A 16,687-nucleotide genomic window follows, 5' to 3' on the forward strand; every position below is an offset into this window, starting at 1 on the left:
TGTGGGGGCACACTCGCCGCCATGAGCATTCCCAACTTCTCCGACCAGGACTTCCACACCCGCCTGGGGCGCAGCGACCTCACGGTCACGCGCATCTGCCTCGGCACGATGACCTTCGGCGAGCAGGTCGACGAGCCGACCTCGTTCGCGATCCTCGACCGTGCGCTCGAGCGCGGCGTGACCTTCATCGACACCGCCGAGATGTACCCGGTGCCGCCGACCTCGGAGCGCTTCCAGCTCACCGAGAGCATCATCGGTCGCTGGCTCGCCGCGCGGCCGCAGGCCCGCGGCCGCATCGTGCTGGCCACCAAGGTCGCGGGGCCTGCGCGCGGTTATGCCTGGATCCGCAACGGCGTGGCCGACCTGACGGCCGACGACATCGTCGCCGCCTGCGAAGGCAGCCTGCGCCGTCTGAACACCGAGGTGATCGACCTCTACCAGATCCACTGGCCGGTGCGCAACGTGCCGGCGTTCGGCAACCTCTACTTCGATCCGCAGCGCGAGCAGCCGATGACGCCGATCCTGCAGCAGCTCGAGGCGCTGGGCCGCCTGGTGAAGGCTGGCAAGGTGCGCGCCATCGGCCTCAGCAACGAGACGCCCTGGGGCGTGCACGAGTTCGTGCGCGTCGCCGAGGCGCACGGCCTGCCGCGCATCGCGACCGTCCAGAACGGGTACTCGCTGCTGAACCGCAGCGTCGACAACGGCCTCGACGAGACGCTGTTCCGCGAGCAGGTCTCGCTGCTGCCGTACTCGCCGCTGGCGTTCGGGCTGCTGACCGGCAAGTACGACGTCAACGGCCTCGAGGACGCGTCACGGCCGGGCCGGCTGTCGGTCTACGAGAGCATGCGCAAGCAGCGCTGGGGCCGCCCCGAGGCGCTGGACGCCGCACGCCTGTACAGCGCGCTGGCGCGCGAGCACGGCCTGACGCCGACGCAGCTGGCCCTGGCCTTCTGCTACCGCAGTGCGCGCGTGGCGAGCACCATCATCGGCGTCACCTCGGTCGCGCAGCTCGACGAGAACATCGATGCCTGGAGCGTCGCCGTGTCGCCCGAGCTGCTGGCCGCGGTCGACCGCATCCGCTGGCTGCACCGCGATCCGGCGCAGTGACGCGCCGCCGCCCCGCGTGGGCGGCCCTCGGCACAATCCCCGCATGGCGAAGAAGGATCAGAAACACGTCAGCGAGACACCGGCCACGCAGTGGCTGCGGCGCGCGGGCGTGGCGTTCACCGAGCATGTGTACGACTACGTCGACCATGGCGGCACGGCGGAGTCGTCGAAGCAGCTCGGCGTCGACGAGCACAGCGTCGTCAAGACGCTGGTGATGCAGGACGAGAAGGCGCAGCCGCTCATCGTGCTGATGCACGGCGACAAGCAGGTCAGCACGAAGAACCTCGCGCGCGCCATCGGCGCCAAGAGCGTGGAGCCGTGCAAGCCCGAGGTCGCGCAGCGCCACAGCGGCTACCTGGTCGGCGGCACCTCGCCGTTCGGCACCCGCAAGGCCATGCCGGTCTACGTCGAGGCCGGCGTGCTGGCCCTGCCGACGATCCTGATCAACGGCGGGCGCCGCGGCTTCCTGGTCGGCATCGATCCCGCCGTGCTCGTGCGGCTGCTGGGTGCCAAGCCGGTCGCCTGCGCGCTCTGAGCCTGCCTGCCAGCCTGCGTGACGGCGGGCCGTACACTGGCCGGCTTCGTCTTTTCATCGGCTTTGGGCAAGGAGTGTGGGCATGGGTTGGTGGTGGAGCCTGCTGGCGGTGGCGGGGGCCTATGCGGTCGGGTCGCTGTCGTTCGCGGTGATCATCAGCCGCGTGATGGGCCTGTCGGACCCGCGCTCGTACGGCTCGGGCAATCCCGGCGCCACCAACGTGCTGCGCTCGGGCAACAGGAAGGCCGCGCTGCTGACGCTCGTGTTCGATGCGCTGAAGGGCTACCTGCCGGTGCTGGCCGCGCTGCTGCTGGCGCCGCGCATGGGCTGGGGCGAAACCACGGTGGCCGCCGTGGGCCTGGCCGCCTTCGTCGGCCACCTGTGGCCGGTGTTCTTCCGCTTCCAGGGCGGCAAGGGCGTGGCGACCGCGGCCGGCGTGCTGCTGGCGCTCAACCCGCTGCTCGGCGCCGGCACGCTGGCGACCTGGCTGGTCATCGCCTACTTCTTCCGCTATTCGTCGCTGGCCTCGCTGGTGGCCGCGGCGTTCGCGCCGTTCTACCAGCTGCTGGTCTGGGGCCCGGGCCCCACTGCCATCGCGGTGGCCGTGATGAGCCTGCTGCTGGTGTGGCGCCATGCCGGCAACATCCGCAAGCTGATGAACGGCACCGAATCCAAGATCGGCGCCAAGGCGGCACACGCCGCCGCCGCGCCGGGCCCCCGCGGAGCCCATCCGCGCAAGCACAAGTCAGGAGTGAAATGATGGTTCAGCGTTTCGATGTCGGCACCCGCCTGTCGGAGATGACCGTGCACAACGGCACCGTGTGGCTCGCCGGCCAGGTGCCGTCCGATGCCACGCAGGACATGACGGGCCAGGCCAGGCAGGTGCTCGGCGCGATCGATGCGCTGCTGGCCCGTGCCGGCACCGACAAGTCCAAGATCGTGATGGCGCAGGTCTTCGTGACCGACCTCGCCGAGTTCCCCGCCTTCAACGCGGTTTGGGACGCCTGGGTGGCCCCGGGCAACGCGCCGCCGCGCGCGACGGTGGAGGCCAAGCTGGCCAAGCCGGAGTGGAAGGTCGAGGTCGTCGTCACCGCTGCCGTCTGACGGCCGGCGCCGCGATGTCGTCGCGCCCGTCCGCCCGGTCGCTGCTGGGGCTGGCCGTGCTGCTGGTGGCCGTCAGCAGCGCCAGCCAGTGGTGGCGGACGCACTCGCAGCGCCAGATCGGCGAGGCCCTGGCCGCCGTGGCACGGCCGGGCGACATCCGCCTCGTCTCGTCGGTCGTCTGCCCCTACTGCGCCGAGGCGCGGCTGTGGCTGCAGCAGCAGGGCGTGCCGTTCGAGGAGTGCTTCATCGAACGCGACGACGCCTGCCGGGCCACCTATGAAGCGCTGATGTCGCCGGGCACGCCGATGGTGCTGCTGGCGGACGGACGGTCGCTGCTGGGCTTCGATCCGCGGCGTGTGCTGCTGATGCTCGAACGCACGGGGGCCGGCGCGCCGGTGCCGCTCACGGCGCCTCGAAGCTGAGCCCCAGCCGCGCCGGCGCGCCGCTGCCCAGGCGCACGAGCCGCGGCTCGTTCTCGTCGGTCAGGTCGATCACGGTCGTCGGCGACATCGGACAGGCGCCCGCATCCACCACGGCCTGCACCAGCCGCTGGAAGCGGTCGCGGATTTCGTGGGGATCGTTCATCGGCTCGGTCTCGCCGGGCGGGATCAGCGTGGTCGCGAGCAGCGGCTCGCCATGGGCCTCGAGCAGCGCCTGCGTGACCCTGTGGTCCGGCACGCGCAGACCGATCGTGCGCCGCGACGGATGGCTGACGCGGCGCGGCACCTCCTTCGTTGCCTCCAGCACGAAGGTGAACGGCCCGGGCGTGCCCAGCTTCAGCAGGCGGTACTGCTTGTTGTCGACGCGTGCGTAGTTCGCCAGCTCGCTCAGGTCGCGGCACAGCAGCGTGAGGTGGTGCTTGTCGTCGACCTCGCGGATGCGGCGCATCTGCTCGGCGGCCGACTTGTCGTCGAGGCGGCAGACCAGCGCGTAGCTCGAATCGGTCGGGATGGCGGCGATGCCGCCCTGCTGCAGGATCTGTGCGGCCTGCTTCAGCAACCGGGGCTGAGGGTTGTCGGGGTGGACTTCGAAGTACTGCGACATGCCTGCATTGTCCGGCAGCGCGCGCCCCGTCTCATCGGGGATCCCTCGGGGCGAGCGCCGATGCCTGCGCCGCCGGCCGCGGTGCGCCGAACAGCGCATCGAGCGCGGCGAGGAAAGCCTGGAGGTCGATGGGCTTGGTCCAGTAGTCGGCGAAGCCGGCGGCCAGCGCCTGCGCGATGTCGTCGGGCAGCACGTTGGCGGACAGCGCGATGCAGGGCATGCCGGCGGTGCGCGGGTCGGCGCGCAGCTGCCGCAGCACCTCGTGGCCGTCGGCGTCCGGCAGCTGCATGTCGAGCAGCACCAGGTGGGGCTGCAGTTCCGCGGCGCGGGCCACGCCCGTGGCGCCGTCCGTGGCCACCGCCAGCACGATGCCCGGCCGCTGCGCCACCGCGGCCTGCACGATCATCGCGTTGACCGGGTTGTCCTCGATGTAGAGCACCCGGCCGCGGCCGTCGCTGCGCAGCGGGGCCAGCCGCCCGCCGGGGTGCGGGGCCTGCAGGCGGGCCGAGGCGGAGTCGAGCATGTCCTCGGCGCAGCGCAGCCAGACCTCGAAGCGGCTGCCCCGGCCCGGCTCGCTGTCCACCTCGATGCGGCCGCCCATGCCCTCGGCCAGCGTCTTCACGATGGCCAGGCCGATGCCGGTGCCCTCGATGCCTTCGTGCTCGCGCCCCAGCCGGTTGAAGGGCTGGAACAGGTGCTGGCGCTGGCCCGGCTCGATGCCGTGGCCGGTGTCTGCGACGGCCAGCACCACATGCCCGTCCTCGTCGCGCGATTCCACACGCACCCGGCCGCCGTCGCGGTTGTACTTGACCGCGTTCGACAGCAGGTTCACGAGCACCTGCCGCAGGCGCGTGGGATCCGCCCAGGGCATCGAGGCCGCGCGCAGCGCGGTGGCCAACCCGATGCGGCGCGCCGCCGCGGCCGATTCGACCAGCGGCAGCGATTGCGCGACGACGGCCTGCAGGTCGACGGCCTGGAGGTCCGGCTTCATCTCGCCGCCCTCGTAGGCCGAGAGGTCGAGCACACCGTCGATCAGCGCCAGCAGGTGCCGGCTGGCCGCCTGGATCTGCTCGAGCTGCCGCCGCTGCAGCGCCGGATCCGGCGGCTGGCCGCCCATCAGCATCAGCTGCGTGACGCCCAGCACCGCGTTCAGCGGCGTGCGCAGCTCGTGGCTGATGCGGGCGAGCAGGCGTGACTTGGCCTGGCTTTCGCGCCGCGCCAGCTCGCGCTCGCGCTGTGCCAGTTCGGTGTTCTTGTTGTCGGTGATGTCCCAGTTCACGCCGATGCGCCGCACCTCCGCGCCGTGCGGGCCGAGGATGGGCGTCGAGCGCGAAGCCAGCCAGCGGATCCGCCCGTCGGGCAGCACGATGCGGAACTCGTAGGTCGGCGACATCGCCGCGCCGCTCGAGGGCAGGTGGAAGCTGCGGATCGCCTCGCGGTCGTCGGGGTGCACGATCGCGACGCGGGCAGGCTCGTCGGGCGCCCGCGGCGCGGCCTGCATGTCGCGCAGGCGGAACATCTGCTCGTCCCACAGCACGGTGCCGTCGGCCAGGCGCTCCCAGGTGCCGATGCCCACGCCGCGGGTCGCCAGTTCGGCCCGCTCGACCGCGGCCTGCAGTCGCTGCAGCGACTGGTGGCGCTCGGTCGTGTCCATCACGACGCAGAAGATGCGCGCCGGCGCCCCCGAGGGTGCCCCCGCGTCGCCGCGCAGGGACAGCCAGCGCACGGCCCCGCGGCCCTGCGCATCCGCCGCTCGGAATTCGACTTCCACCGGCGCCGTGGGCTGCCGCAGCCAGCGCCGCAGGCTGTCGTGCACCCGGGCCGCATCGTTCGGGTGCACGCAACGCCGGATCCAGCGGCCGAGCGACATCGGCGGCGGCGCACCCGGTGGGCAGCCGAACAGGGACTGCATCTGCGTGTTCCAGCTCACCGTCCAGCCCCGCCGGCCCGAGGCGGAGCGCTCGACCGCGCAGATGCCGATGCCGGTGGCGCGGGCGGCGGCCTCCAGCGTGTGGGCGAGGTCGAGTGCACGCTGGGCGTCGACGGCCTGGTCGGTCACATCGAAGGCGACGCCGAGCAGGGCCACCGGCTGGCCGTGGTGGTCGCGCTGCGCGACGCGGCGCGTCATCACGTAGCGCCAGTCGCCCGCGGGCCCGCGGTAGCGGGCCTGGAGGTTGGTGGGCGTGCCCAGCCGCGCGGCGCTCAGGTCCGCCTCGACCTTGCCGAGGTCTTCCGGGTGCACGATGGCGAGCCAGCGGCCGTGATGGAAGCTGCAGGCGTCGGCGGGGATGCCGACGATGTTCGAGAGCACGTCGTTGCACTCGACCTGCTCCGTCTGGAGATCGTGCCGCCACATCGCGATGCGCCCCAGTTCCACCGCGAGCGACAGGTGCGTGTTGGCATCCTCGAACGAGCGCACCAGTTCAGCCGAATCGGTGACGTCGCGCAGGATGCCGACGACACGCCCCGCGCCTTCTCCGCCTGGCACGCGCCACTGCGAATGCAGGTGCCTGACCGTACCGTCGTCCTTCAGGTGGCGGAAGCGGGCGGAGTAGTCGCCCGGCGTGGCCAGCGATGCCAGGAAGGCCGCGGCCGCGTTGTCGTCGGGATGGGTGTGGCGCAGCGCGCGATGGATCCGCGGCGGCTGGGCCGCCTGCGGCAGCCCCACCAGCCGGAACATGTGGCGGTCCCAGCGGCCGTCCAGCGACGCCGCGTCGCGTTCCCAGAGTCCGATGCCGGCGAGCTGCTGCACCGTCTCGAGCAGCTCCGCCAGGCGCTCCGCCTCCCGGGCGTAGTGGATCGCCGCGGCGGCGTCGGTCATCGTCACGACGAAGCTGAGGCCGGCGTTGAACGGCGTGATGGTGAGGCGGCAGCACAGTTCGCGCCCGTCGTGCCGCCGCCCGACGAACTCCAGCCTGTCGACGCCGCGGCCGTCGGCGAGCTGTTGCGCGATCCACAGCGGCAGGGCCAGGTTGGTGCCCGGCCCGCTCAGCAGTGCGGCGAGGTGGCGGCCCTCCGCGTCGTGCAGCGGCAGGCCGATGGATTGCGTGAATGCCTCGTTCTGCCAGACCAGGGTACCGCCCACATCGAGCAACGCGATGGCGCAGTCGCTGGCATTCAGCAGGCCGCTCGGGTCCGGCGGGGCAGGGTGCCAGGCGGGGTTATGCGTGTAGGGCATAGATTCACCCGCAGTCTATGGAAACGGCATGATTCTGTAAATTTGGATCAGTGTATTTGTGAATAACTCCACTTCTTACAGAAATGCTGTGGTTTTTGCCGGGCTGGGCGTAGTATTAGCACCGGCATGACACCCCCGTCGGCCGCCGGTTATCCTCGAACGACGATGTTGTCGCCTCCCATCACTCCTTCCCCGCAGATCGACGCGGCGCTGCAACGGCAGGGCCATGCGGTCCTCGATGTCGCCGGCCTGTCGGAGCGCCTCGACACCACGGCCGCTGCGCTCGACCGCTGGCGGCCCTATTGGGACCGCCTGCCGCCTGACCAGCACCTGCGCGACGGCGGCCGCTACCGCCGCCGGCGGCACGGCTGCTTCGTGGTCGATGGCCCGCGCGTCGAGGCCGTCCCCCACCGGGCGCATTGGCAGCCGGTGGAATACAACGCACTGCATGGCGGCATCGAACGCTGGTTCGAGCCGATCGAGGCCGGCCTGACCGACGATCCCCTCTGGCGCCGCTTGCTCGTCATGCTCGCGGAGCGGGCGTCGGCGCTGCGCGGCCCCCAGCCCTGGTACGTCGAGGCCCACCCGTTCCGCATCGACACCGAGGGCGGCATCGGCCGCCCGACGCCCGAGGGCGCGCACCGCGACGGTGTGGATCTCGTCGCCGTCATGCTCGTCGGGCGCCACCACGTCAAGGGCGGCGAGACGCGTGTCTTCGAGGCCTCGGGCCCGCACGGGCTGCGGTTCACGATGACCGCGCCGTGGACCACGCTGCTGCTCGACGACAGCCGGGTGATCCACGAGAGCACGCCCATCCAGCCCGACGGCGAGCACGGCCACCGCGACACGCTGGTGATCACCCTGCGCGCCGGGGGCTTCCAGGGCCCTTGAGCGGCGGCGGGGCGCGGCGGCTCAGCCGCGGCCGAGGTGCTGCGAGGACGTGAGGCCCATCGACACGTAGATGCTGGTGACGGCGTCGATGCCCACGTCGGCGCGCTCGACCCATTCCTCCGGCACGTAGAGCAGCCCCCCGCCCACCGGCACCGGCGAGGTCGGGATCAGCACGGCCAGGTAGCGCTTGCCGCCCAGCGTCACCGCGTCGGGGCTGCCGAGCAGCGCGAGTGCGGCGGCCCCGCCGGGCCCGCCGAAGTGGCACCACACCGGGCTCATCGACTTGAGCCCGTCGCTGCCGCCGGGCGTGAACAAGCCGACCATCTTGCGGACCAGGTCGTAGACGGTGCTGACCACCGGGATGCGCAGCATCACGGCGTTCACCAGCTTGGCCAGCCCGCGCTGCAGCCCGGCCTCGACCAGCAGGCCGAGCGCGAACACCGCGCCCGCGACGATCGCCAGCCCGAAGAGGTAGCCGAACACCTCCGAGCCCGCCAGGCCGAAGCCGATGGCGACGAGCAGCTGGCCGACGGCGCTTTCGGGGCCGACCCAGCCCAGCAGCAGGTTGATCACCCACGCGAAGATGGCCACGGTCGCCGCGAGCGGCAGCGCCGCGAGGAGCCCGGTGACGAACACACGAAACAATGGGCGGGCTTGGCCGGTCATGAAACGCAATCCTTGCTGAGAGAGGTTGCGCATCGTAGCGAGGACGCGGGCCGCGGCCCCGCGTGCCTCGTGTTGGCGGATGGGCCTCAGAGCACGCGGTGGAACCACAGCAGCGACAGCGCCGCCGCGGACACCGCCAGCGCGGCACCCAGGCCTGCGAACAGCGCGGTGATCTCGGTCTCCTTCTTCTGCGCGGTCAGGCGCGAGCCGAGGGACTGGTAGACCTTCTTCAGGTCTTCGGCGGTGCCGGCGTAGAAATATTCCGCACGGGTCGCCGAGGCCACGTTCTTCAGGGTGTCCTCGTCGAGCCGCACGCGCATCGACCAGCCTTCGAAGCCGATGGTCTCGCCCTCCTTGGTGCCGATGCCGACGGTGTATACCTTCACGCCGCGGTCGGCCGCCATGCGCGCTGCGTCCAAAGAGTCGGGGCCGGTGGTGCGCTGGCCGTCGGTCAGCAGGATCACGGCGGCCGAGTTGTACGAGCCCGGCTCGACGGGGGGCGCGTCGCGCTCGGACTTCTGCTCGGCCAGCGCGCCGGGCATCGGCCGCTGGCCGGTGACCTGCGACAGGTCGATGTTGGCGTCGGGGAAGATGGTGGCGAGCGACAGCACGATGCCGCTGCCGATGGCCGTGCCGCGCTGGAGCTGGAAGCGGTCGATCGCCGCGACGACGTCGTCACGGCTGGTCGTCGGCGGCTGCACCACCGCCGCGGTGCCGGCGAACGAGACCACGCCCACGCGCACCTGCCGTGGCAACTCGGCGATGAAGGACTTGGCCGCGTTCTGCGCCGCGACGAGGCGGTTGGGCTCCACATCGGCGGCGCGCATGCTGCCCGACACGTCCATCGCGAGGATGATGGTCTGCTCCACCAGCGGCAGCGTGATGACCGCGGCGGGCCGCGCGGTGGCCAGCAGCAGCGACACCAGCGCCGCCAGGAAGAGCGCGGGCGGCACGTGGCGGCGCCAGGCGCGCGAGCCGCCCATCGCCTCCTTCACGATGCCCAGGCTGGCCCAGGCGACCGCGGTGCGCTTGCGCCGGCGCAGCAGCCAGAGGTAGAGCGCCACCAGCAGCGGCACGGCCAGCAGCAGCCACAGCAGGTCGGGCCAGAGGAAACTGAATCCGTTCATGCAAACCTCCGCGTGCCGGGTGCGCCCGCCGCGAGCCGGCTGCGCTGCTTGCGCGCATCGACGAAGCGCAGCAGCGCGTCGGCCAGGTCATCTTCGGTCGAGAGTTCGAGCGCGTCCACCCCGGCGCGTGCCAGGCCGTCGCGCAGGTCGGCCTCGCGCTGCGCGGCGATCGCCTCGAAGCGCTGGCGGAAGCCGCGCGCCCCGGTGTCGACGAACAGCTGTTCGCCCGTCTCGGCGTCCTGCATCAGCACCATGCCGAGGTCGGGCAGCTTCATCTCCAGCGGGTCGTAGAGCCGCACCGCCACCACGTCGTGGCGCCGCGCCAGCTGGGCCAGCGGCTTGTCCCAGCCGGGCTCGCTGATGAAGTCGGAGACGACGAAGACGCTGGAGCGCCGCGGCATCACGCTGGCGGCGCGCACCAGCAGGTCGGCCAGCCGGGTGGCGGTGCCGGGGGCCGCGCCGGGCCGCGTCTGCAGGCGGTGCAGCAGGTGCAGCACGTGCCGGCGCCCGCTGCGTGCCGGGATCACGGTGTCGACCTGGCTGCCGTAGAGCAGGGCACCCACCCGGTTGCCGTGGCGTGTGAGCCCGCGTGCCATTGCCCCCACGAAGTGCGTGGACAGCGTGCGCTTGCGCACCCGGGCACCGAAGTCGATCGACGGGCTCAGGTCGAGCAGGAACCACGCGCTCAGCTCGCGGTCCTCGGTGAACTCGCGCACGTGCGGCTGCTGCAGCCGGGCGGTCACGTTCCAGTCGATGTGGCGCACGTCGTCGTGGAACTGGTATTCGCGCAGGTCGGCCAGGTCGAGGCCGTTGCCGCGCATCAGCGTGCGGTAGTCGCCCTGCAGCCAGCCGTCGAGGCGGCGCAGCACCGTCCATTCCAGGTGCGTCAGCAGGGCCTCGGTGCCGCCGGGGGCCGCGCTGGGCTGCAAGGGGGCGTTCACCGGCATCACCCGTTCGCCACCCTGGGCTCGTTGTGCTCCAGCGGCCGCGCGGGCGCGGGCACCTTCTGCAAGATCTGCTGGATGATGGCGTCCGGGCCGATGCCGTCGGTCAGCGCCTCGTAGCTGAGCGACAGGCGGTGGCGCAGCACGTCGGTGGCGAGGTCGGACACGTCCTCCGGCAGCGCATACGCCCGCCCGCGCAGGAAGCCCAGCGCGCGTGCGCCCTCGATCAGGTTGATGGTGGCGCGCGGGCTGGCGCCGAAGGTGATGTACTTGGCCAGCTCGGGCAGCCCGCAGCGCGCCGGCTCGCGCGTGGCCGCCACCAGCTTGACCGCGTAGCCGATCAGGGCCGGGTCCACGTAGGACTTGCGGCACTCCTGCTGCAGCGCGGCGAGCTGGTCGGTGGTGCAGACCGGCGCCACGTCGATCGGCGCGCCCGTCACCCGCTGCACGATGACGAACTCCTCCTCGTCGCTGGGGTAGCCGACGATCACCTTCATCATGAAGCGGTCGACCTGGGCCTCGGGCAGCGGGTAGGTGCCTTCGGTCTCGATCGGGTTCTGCGTGGCCATCACCAGGAAGGGCCGGGGCACGGGGTAGGTCTCGCCGGCGATCGTTACCTGGCGCTCCTGCATCACCTCCAGCAGCGCGCTCTGCACCTTGGCCGGCGCCCGGTTGATCTCGTCGGCCAGCAGCAGGTTGGCGAACACCGGGCCGAGCGAGGTGCTGAAGTCGCCGCTTTTCTGGTTGTACACGCGGGTGCCGACCAGGTCGGCCGGCACCAGGTCGGGTGTGAACTGGATGCGCTTGAAGCGGCCCGATACCGTCTTGGCCAGCGTGTTGACCGTCAGCGTCTTGGCCAACCCGGGCACCCCCTCCACCAGCAGGTGGCCCTGCGCGAGCATGGCCACCAGCACACGCTCCAGGAAGCGGTCCTGCCCCACGACGACGCGCTTCACTTCATAGAGCACCTGCTCCATCAAGGTGCTGACGTCGGCGGCGGTACGGTTGTTTTCCATCGATGGAGCTCCGGGTGGTCGAGGATCGGGACAGGCTGCGTCAGAACGGGGGCATGCCGGCGCCGGCCGCGGCGTTCTCGATCGGCACGGCGAAGCCGATCCCGACGAAGAAGCGCTGCTGCACCGGATTGAGGATCGCGGTGACGATGCCCACCACCTCGCCCTCGTCGGTGACCAGCGGCCCGCCCGAATTGCCGGGGTTCGCCGCCGCGTCGAACTGGATCAGGTTGGTCAGCACCTGCTTGCCCTCGGGGGAACGGAACTCCCGCTTCAGGCCGGAGACCACGCCGTGCGACACCGAAGGCCCGATGCCGAAAGGGAAGCCCACCGCTGTTACCCGGTCGCCCGGGCGCAGATCGCCCGTGGAGCGCATGGTCGCGGGCGTCAGGTCGTCGGGCAGCTTGGAGGCCTGGAGCACGGCCAGGTCGTTCTCCGGCTGCACGTTGATGACGGAGGCGTCGGCTTCCATGCCGTCGGCGAAGGTCACCTTGATGCGGCGCGAGCCGGCCACGACGTGCAGGTTGGTCAGGATCACGCCGCGGTCGGTGATGACCACGCCGCTGCCCACGCCGCCCTCGTCGTCGTCCTTGGCCTCGGCCTCGCTGGCACTGGACAGGCCCACCACGCGCACCACCGAGGGGCGCACGATCTCGGCCGCCTTCGCCGCGGGCGAGGGCAGCGGCTTGGTGGCCAGCGTGTGCAGCACGGCCTTGTCGATGTCCTTCTGGGTCAGGCGCTGGGCCGGCGGCTGCAGCGCGAGCAGGGAGCCCAGCGCCAAGGCGAGCCCGGCGAGCGCGCCGCCGCCGGCCCAGGCCCACCGGTCGCGGCGCCGCCCGCCCGGCCGCGCGGCAGCGGCAGCGGCCGGCGCCTGCGCCGGGGCGGAGCCTGCCGCAGACCGGGACGCACGGGGCGCGGCGGCGGCCTGTGGTGCATCCGCCGGCAGGGCGGTGCGGTCCGGCGGGGCGGCGGGCCGGGAACGGCTGGCCGCGCTGTAGAGCGGAGTTCGTTTCATGGCACTCCCTGCGTTGCGGGGCCGTCGACCGGCGACGGCGGAACCACAGTAGCACGCCCTGCGGCTTTGCGCAGCAGGCCGGGCTTCGCGGAGCGTGGGGCATGATCCGTGCCATGCAGTGGATCGATACCCATCACCACCTCGATGCCCCCGAGTTCGACGCCGACCGGGCCGCCGTGGTCGCGCGCGCGCGGGCTGCCGGCGTGGGCATGCTGGTGCTGCCGGCGGTCATGGCGAAGCATTTCGATACCGTTCGGACGCTGGCTTACGAGCACCGGCTGTCGTACGCGCTCGGCATCCATCCGCTGTGCACCGGCGAGGCGGCGGACGACGACCTCGACCGCCTCGCCGACGCGCTGCGCGCGCACGCCGGCGACCCGCGGCTGGTGGCGGTCGGGGAGATCGGGCTCGATCTGTTCGTGCCGCGGCTCGATGTGCCGCGGCAGGAGCACTTCTATGCCGCGCAGCTCAAGCTGGCGCGCGACGCCGGCCTGCCGGTGCTGCTGCACGTGCGCCGCTCGGCCGACCTGCTGCTGAAGCACCTGCGCCGCATCGAGGTGCCGGGCGGCATCGGCCACGCCTTCAACGGCAGCGACGTGCAGGCGGCGGCGTTCGTCGAGCGCGGTTTCCGGCTGGGCTTCGGCGGCGCGATGACCTTCGAGCGTGCGCTGCAGATCCGCCACCTGGCGGCCACCGTGCCGGACCACGTGCCGGTGCTGGAGACCGACGCGCCCGACATCCCGCCGCACTGGCTCTACCGGACCGCCGACGACCGTGCGGCCGGCGAGGCCAGCGCGCGCAACGAGGCCGCCGAACTGCCCCGCATCGCGCGGACGCTGGCCGAACTGCGTGGCTGGTCGCTCGAGCACACCGCCGCGCAGACCTCCGACAATGCCCGGGCCGCGCTGCCGCGGCTGGCGGGCCTGGCCGCATGAGGCCCTCCGGGCCGCCCGAAGGCGGCGCCGCGGCGCTGCTGGCCGGCCTGGGCCCGGTCATTGCCGGCGGCACGCGGCTGGTGGTGCTCGGCAGCTTTCCGGGTGCCGCGTCGCTGGCCTCGCAGCAGTACTACGCCCATCCCCGCAACCACTTCTGGCCGATCCTGTCGGCCCTCTGGGAGATCGACCTGCGTTCCATGACCTACCCCCTCCGGCTCGAAGCCCTGCAGGCCCGCGGCCTCGGCCTCTGGGATGTCTATGCCGGCTGCCGCCGCGAGGGCAGCCTGGACAGCGCCATCGAGGACGCGCAGCCCAACGACCTCGCGAGCCTGCGCACTCGCGCCCCCGGGCTGCGGGCGATCGCGCACAACGGCGGCGAGTCGGCGCGCTCGATGCGCATCACCCGCGCGCTGGGCGTGCCGGTGTGGCGCCTGCCGTCCACCAGCCCGGCCAACGCGAGCTGGTCGTTCGAGCGCAAGCTCGCCGCGTGGCGCGAGGCCTTCGTGGCCGCCGGGGTGATCTGATGGACGTTGGCCGTGAACTGCCCGAAGTCACGCTGTCGGAGCTGGACGGCGTGCGCTACCTGCACCTGGACTCCATCTGGGTGCAGGGCGCGATGCGCATCGCCAAGCCGCGTGTGCTGGAGCTGGAGTACATCCAGCGCATGATGGCCTGGATGCTGTGGCGGCCGGCCGCCGAACTGGCGCAGGGCCATGCGGTGCAGCTCGGCCTGGGCGCCGCGGCGATCACGCGTTTTTGCCACCAGGTGCTGCGCATGCGCACGACGGCCGTGGAACTGAACCCCGCGGTGATCGCGGCCTGCCGCATGCGGTTCCGCCTCGGCGACGACGACGACCGGCTGACCGTGCGCCAGCAGGACGCGGGCGAGTGGGTGCGCGAGCCCGCGCACCTGCAGACCGTGCAGGTGCTCAACGTCGACCTGTACGACCACGAGGCCGCCGCGCCGGTGCTCGACGACGAGGGCTTTTACGCCGCCTGCCGCGGCGTGCTGGCGCACGGCGGGCTGATGACGGTGAACCTGTTCGGCCGCCATGCCAGCTTCGCCGCCAGTGCGGGCCGCATCGCCGCGGCGTTCGGCCGCGACCAGGTATGGAGCCTGCGGCCCACCCGCGAGGGCAACACCGTGGTCGTGGCCGGCCGGGGCGTCGAGGTCCCGGGCCGTGAAGAACTGCTGGCACGCGCCGATAACATCGAAAAACGGTACGGTCCGCTGGGCCTGCCGGCCCGCAAATGGCTGCGCATGGTGCGGCCGCTGCCCGCCCCGATCGACGCCGCATGAAATCCACCAGCACTGCCGCCGCACCGGGGCGGGGCGCATCGCCCGCCGCGCCGCCGGCACGCCGGCTCGAATGGCGCCAGCTGCTGCAGTGGCTGCATGCCGCGGGCTGGATCACCGCCGACGACGCCGAGCGCGTCGCCCGCCGCTTCGGCGCCGGCGACAGCCGCCAGCACCCGCTGGTGCGCCTGGGCGCCGCCGGGCTGGTCCGCCAGGGCACGGGCGCCGAGCTCGACACCGAAGCGCTGACCGAGTGGCTGGCCGGCTACCTCGGCCTGCCCTACATGCGCATCGATCCGCTGAAGGTGGACGTGGGCCGCGTGGCCGACGTGATGTCGATCCACTACGCCGAGTCGCGCCGCGCGCTGCCGCTCAACGTCGGCGCGGCGGAGGTCACCATCGCCACCAGCGAGCCGCTGGACGTGGGCTGGGTGCCGGAGATCGAGGCGCACACGCGCAAGAAGCTGCGGCTGGTGCTGTGCAACCCGGTCGAGGTGCAGCGCTACACGACCGAGTTCTACACGCTCGCGCGCTCGGTGCGCGCGGCGGCCAAGAGCGGGGAGACCTCGGCCATCGCCAGCTTCGAGCAGCTGGTCGAACTGGGCAAGACCAACAAGCAGCTGGACGCCAACGACCAGGGCGTGGTGCAGGTGGTCGACTGGCTCTGGCAGTACGCCTTCGACCAGCGCGCAAGCGACATCCACCTGGAGCCGCGGCGCGACATGGGCGCCATCCGCTTCCGCATCGACGGCGTGCTGCACACCGTTTACCAGCTGCCCACGTCGGTGATGACCGCGATGACCGCGCGCATCAAGCTGCTCGGCCGCATGGACGTGGTGGAGCGCCGCCGGCCGCAGGACGGCCGCATCAAGACCGTGCGGCCCGAGGTCAACGGCCAGCCGGGCGGCGAGGTGGAGATGCGCCTGTCGACGCTGCCCACCGCGTTCGGCGAGAAGATGGTGATGCGGATCTTCGACCCCGACACCGTGGTCAAGAGCATCGAGGCGCTGGGCTTCGGCTCGCACGACGCGCAGCGCTGGCAGGAGCTGACCTCGCGCGCGCACGGCATCATCCTCGTGACCGGCCCGACCGGCTCGGGCAAGACGACCACGCTCTATTCCACGCTGAAGAAGCTGGCGACGGACGAGGTCAACGTCTGCACCGTCGAGGATCCGATCGAGATGGTCGAGCCGGCGCTCAACCAGACGCAGGTGCAGCCGGCCCTCGACCTGGGCTTCGCGGAAGGGCTGCGTGCGCTGATGCGCCAGGACCCGGACATCATCATGGTCGGCGAGATCCGCGATCTCGCCACCGCGGAGATGGCGATCCAGGCGGCGCTGACCGGCCACCTCGTCTTCAGCACGCTGCACACCAACGATGCCGCCAGCGCCATCACCCGGCTCGCTGACCTGGGCGTGCCGCCCTACCTGATCGCGGCGACCGTGATCGGCGTGCTCGCGCAGCGGCTGGCGCGCACGCTGTGCCCGGCCTGCAAGGCGCGCGACGAGGGGGCTGGCCGCGACACGCTGGATGCGGCCGCCCATCCGTGGCGCCTCAAGGGCGGGGTGCGCGCTTACCGGCCGGTCGGCTGCCTGGAGTGCCGCATGACGGGCTACCGCGGCCGCGCCGGCCTCTACGAGCTGATGCTGATGACCGACGCCGCGCGCGCCGCGGTGCATCCCGTGCTCGACGTCGCGGCGCTGCGGCGCCAGGCGCTGGCCGACGGCATGCATCCGCTGCGGCTGGCGGGGGTCATGAAGGTGGCCGACGGCAGCACCACGCTCGAGGAAGTGCTGCGCACCACGCCGAAGTGGAGCGAAACCGGTTAGGG

At 72.0% G+C, this 16,687-nt stretch carries 17 protein-coding genes; 10 read left to right on the forward strand and 7 right to left on the reverse strand.

Annotated elements, in window-relative coordinates; all coding sequences use genetic code 11:
• The first annotated feature begins 21 nt into the window (after positions 1 to 21).
• The 5 genes from V4F39_RS08635 to V4F39_RS08655 all read left to right on the forward strand — a co-directional run bounded on the left by V4F39_RS08635 (position 22) and on the right by V4F39_RS08655 (position 3,168).
• Entirely contained in the window at positions 22 to 1,107 is a 1,086-nt protein-coding gene (locus V4F39_RS08635; protein ID WP_332288914.1) for an aldo/keto reductase, read from the forward strand.
• Between the two features lie 43 nt (positions 1,108 to 1,150).
• Entirely contained in the window at positions 1,151 to 1,642 is a 492-nt protein-coding gene (gene ybaK / locus V4F39_RS08640; protein ID WP_332288915.1) for a Cys-tRNA(Pro) deacylase, read from the forward strand.
• 82 nt (positions 1,643 to 1,724) lie between these two features.
• A complete protein-coding gene (plsY, locus tag V4F39_RS08645) occupies positions 1,725 to 2,402 on the forward strand; it encodes a glycerol-3-phosphate 1-O-acyltransferase PlsY (RefSeq protein ID WP_332288916.1) in 678 nt (225 codons plus the stop codon).
• Positions 2,402 to 2,746, forward strand: a complete 345-nt coding sequence (locus V4F39_RS08650) for a RidA family protein (RefSeq protein ID WP_332288917.1) — start codon at positions 2,402 to 2,404, stop codon at positions 2,744 to 2,746. The genes plsY and V4F39_RS08650 overlap by 1 nt, the downstream gene beginning before the upstream one ends.
• Before the next feature lie 14 nt (positions 2,747 to 2,760).
• Complete coding sequence (locus V4F39_RS08655) at positions 2,761 to 3,168, forward strand: glutaredoxin family protein (protein WP_332288918.1); 408 nt, start codon at positions 2,761 to 2,763, stop codon at positions 3,166 to 3,168.
• Here the strand turns inward: V4F39_RS08655 and V4F39_RS08660 are convergent.
• Both V4F39_RS08660 and V4F39_RS08665 read right to left on the reverse strand, forming a co-directional pair.
• A complete protein-coding gene (locus V4F39_RS08660) occupies positions 3,149 to 3,790 on the reverse strand; it encodes an L-threonylcarbamoyladenylate synthase (protein ID WP_332288919.1) in 642 nt (213 codons plus the stop codon). The two genes, V4F39_RS08655 and V4F39_RS08660, sit on opposite strands and share 20 nt — an antisense overlap.
• Positions 3,791 to 3,821: 31 nt before the next feature.
• Positions 3,822 to 6,968: a PAS domain-containing protein gene (locus V4F39_RS08665; protein ID WP_332288920.1), complete on the reverse strand. Its 3,147-nt coding sequence runs from the start codon at positions 6,966 to 6,968 to the stop codon at positions 3,822 to 3,824.
• 165 nt (positions 6,969 to 7,133) lie between these two features.
• Here V4F39_RS08665 and V4F39_RS08670 point away from each other — a divergent pair, with 165 nt between their 5' ends.
• Positions 7,134 to 7,859 (forward strand): 2OG-Fe dioxygenase family protein, encoded by a 726-nt coding sequence (locus V4F39_RS08670; protein ID WP_332288921.1) that lies wholly within the window; start codon positions 7,134 to 7,136, stop codon positions 7,857 to 7,859.
• A 21-nt stretch (positions 7,860 to 7,880) separates the two neighbouring features.
• Here the strand turns inward: V4F39_RS08670 and V4F39_RS08675 are convergent, their stop codons facing one another.
• The 5 genes from V4F39_RS08675 to V4F39_RS08695 form a co-directional block, all read right to left on the reverse strand.
• On the reverse strand, positions 7,881 to 8,525 hold the full coding sequence (locus V4F39_RS08675) for a DUF502 domain-containing protein (protein WP_332288922.1): 645 nt from the start codon (positions 8,523 to 8,525) through the stop codon (positions 7,881 to 7,883).
• An 86-nt stretch (positions 8,526 to 8,611) separates the two neighbouring features.
• The gene (locus tag V4F39_RS08680; protein ID WP_332288923.1) at positions 8,612 to 9,652 is read right to left on the reverse strand and encodes a VWA domain-containing protein; all 1,041 of its coding nucleotides are present in this window, start codon (positions 9,650 to 9,652) and stop codon (positions 8,612 to 8,614) included.
• The gene (locus V4F39_RS08685; RefSeq protein WP_378235050.1) at positions 9,649 to 10,599 is read right to left on the reverse strand and encodes a DUF58 domain-containing protein; all 951 of its coding nucleotides are present in this window, start codon (positions 10,597 to 10,599) and stop codon (positions 9,649 to 9,651) included. The genes V4F39_RS08680 and V4F39_RS08685 overlap by 4 nt, the downstream gene beginning before the upstream one ends.
• The gene (locus V4F39_RS08690; protein WP_332288925.1) at positions 10,599 to 11,612 is read right to left on the reverse strand and encodes an AAA family ATPase; all 1,014 of its coding nucleotides are present in this window, start codon (positions 11,610 to 11,612) and stop codon (positions 10,599 to 10,601) included. Before V4F39_RS08690 ends, V4F39_RS08685 begins: the two co-directional genes overlap by 1 nt.
• A gap of 40 nt (positions 11,613 to 11,652) precedes the next feature.
• Positions 11,653 to 12,624, reverse strand: a complete 972-nt coding sequence (locus V4F39_RS08695) for a S1C family serine protease (protein WP_332288926.1) — start codon at positions 12,622 to 12,624, stop codon at positions 11,653 to 11,655.
• A 101-nt stretch (positions 12,625 to 12,725) separates the two neighbouring features.
• Here V4F39_RS08695 and V4F39_RS08700 point away from each other — a divergent pair, with 101 nt between their 5' ends.
• Genes V4F39_RS08700 through V4F39_RS08715 form a run of 4 tightly spaced genes read left to right on the forward strand, consistent with a single transcriptional unit; the run spans position 12,726 to position 16,685 of the window.
• A complete protein-coding gene (locus V4F39_RS08700) occupies positions 12,726 to 13,559 on the forward strand; it encodes a TatD family hydrolase (RefSeq protein ID WP_332288927.1) in 834 nt (277 codons plus the stop codon).
• Complete coding sequence (locus V4F39_RS08705; RefSeq protein ID WP_332288928.1) at positions 13,556 to 14,083, forward strand: DNA-deoxyinosine glycosylase; 528 nt, start codon at positions 13,556 to 13,558, stop codon at positions 14,081 to 14,083. The genes V4F39_RS08700 and V4F39_RS08705 overlap by 4 nt, the downstream gene beginning before the upstream one ends.
• A complete protein-coding gene (locus tag V4F39_RS08710) occupies positions 14,083 to 14,859 on the forward strand; it encodes a class I SAM-dependent methyltransferase (RefSeq protein WP_332288929.1) in 777 nt (258 codons plus the stop codon). Before V4F39_RS08705 ends, V4F39_RS08710 begins: the two co-directional genes overlap by 1 nt.
• Positions 14,856 to 16,685 carry a GspE/PulE family protein gene (locus tag V4F39_RS08715; RefSeq protein ID WP_332288930.1) on the forward strand — a complete coding sequence of 610 codons (1,830 nt, stop codon included), beginning with the start codon at positions 14,856 to 14,858 and terminating at the stop codon, positions 16,683 to 16,685. Before V4F39_RS08710 ends, V4F39_RS08715 begins: the two co-directional genes overlap by 4 nt.
• The last annotated feature ends 2 nt before the right edge of the window (positions 16,686 to 16,687 follow it).

This window comes from Aquincola agrisoli, from assembly GCF_036621135.1.
In the GTDB taxonomy this organism is placed as follows: Bacteria; Pseudomonadota; Gammaproteobacteria; order Burkholderiales; family Burkholderiaceae_C; genus Aquincola; species Aquincola agrisoli.

What these genes read in the sequence shown, in the direction of transcription:
- V4F39_RS08635 (WP_332288914.1), top strand. Translation starts at nt 22, where the DNA reads ATGAGCATTCCCAACTTCTCCGACCAGGACTTCCACACCCGCCTGGGG.
- ybaK (WP_332288915.1), top strand. Translation starts at nt 1,151, where the DNA reads ATGGCGAAGAAGGATCAGAAACACGTCAGCGAGACACCGGCCACGCAG.
- plsY (WP_332288916.1), top strand. Translation starts at nt 1,725, where the DNA reads ATGGGTTGGTGGTGGAGCCTGCTGGCGGTGGCGGGGGCCTATGCGGTC.
- V4F39_RS08650 (WP_332288917.1), top strand. Translation starts at nt 2,402, where the DNA reads ATGGTTCAGCGTTTCGATGTCGGCACCCGCCTGTCGGAGATGACCGTG.
- V4F39_RS08655 (WP_332288918.1), top strand. Translation starts at nt 2,761, where the DNA reads ATGTCGTCGCGCCCGTCCGCCCGGTCGCTGCTGGGGCTGGCCGTGCTG.
- V4F39_RS08660 (WP_332288919.1), bottom strand. Translation starts at nt 3,790, where the DNA reads ATGTCGCAGTACTTCGAAGTCCACCCCGACAACCCTCAGCCCCGGTTG.
- V4F39_RS08665 (WP_332288920.1), bottom strand. Translation starts at nt 6,968, where the DNA reads ATGCCCTACACGCATAACCCCGCCTGGCACCCTGCCCCGCCGGACCCG.
- V4F39_RS08670 (WP_332288921.1), top strand. Translation starts at nt 7,134, where the DNA reads ATGTTGTCGCCTCCCATCACTCCTTCCCCGCAGATCGACGCGGCGCTG.
- V4F39_RS08675 (WP_332288922.1), bottom strand. Translation starts at nt 8,525, where the DNA reads ATGACCGGCCAAGCCCGCCCATTGTTTCGTGTGTTCGTCACCGGGCTC.
- V4F39_RS08680 (WP_332288923.1), bottom strand. Translation starts at nt 9,652, where the DNA reads ATGAACGGATTCAGTTTCCTCTGGCCCGACCTGCTGTGGCTGCTGCTG.
- V4F39_RS08685 (WP_378235050.1), bottom strand. Translation starts at nt 10,599, where the DNA reads ATGCCGGTGAACGCCCCCTTGCAGCCCAGCGCGGCCCCCGGCGGCACC.
- V4F39_RS08690 (WP_332288925.1), bottom strand. Translation starts at nt 11,612, where the DNA reads ATGGAAAACAACCGTACCGCCGCCGACGTCAGCACCTTGATGGAGCAG.
- V4F39_RS08695 (WP_332288926.1), bottom strand. Translation starts at nt 12,624, where the DNA reads ATGAAACGAACTCCGCTCTACAGCGCGGCCAGCCGTTCCCGGCCCGCC.
- V4F39_RS08700 (WP_332288927.1), top strand. Translation starts at nt 12,726, where the DNA reads ATGATCCGTGCCATGCAGTGGATCGATACCCATCACCACCTCGATGCC.
- V4F39_RS08705 (WP_332288928.1), top strand. Translation starts at nt 13,556, where the DNA reads ATGAGGCCCTCCGGGCCGCCCGAAGGCGGCGCCGCGGCGCTGCTGGCC.
- V4F39_RS08710 (WP_332288929.1), top strand. Translation starts at nt 14,083, where the DNA reads ATGGACGTTGGCCGTGAACTGCCCGAAGTCACGCTGTCGGAGCTGGAC.
- V4F39_RS08715 (WP_332288930.1), top strand. Translation starts at nt 14,856, where the DNA reads ATGAAATCCACCAGCACTGCCGCCGCACCGGGGCGGGGCGCATCGCCC.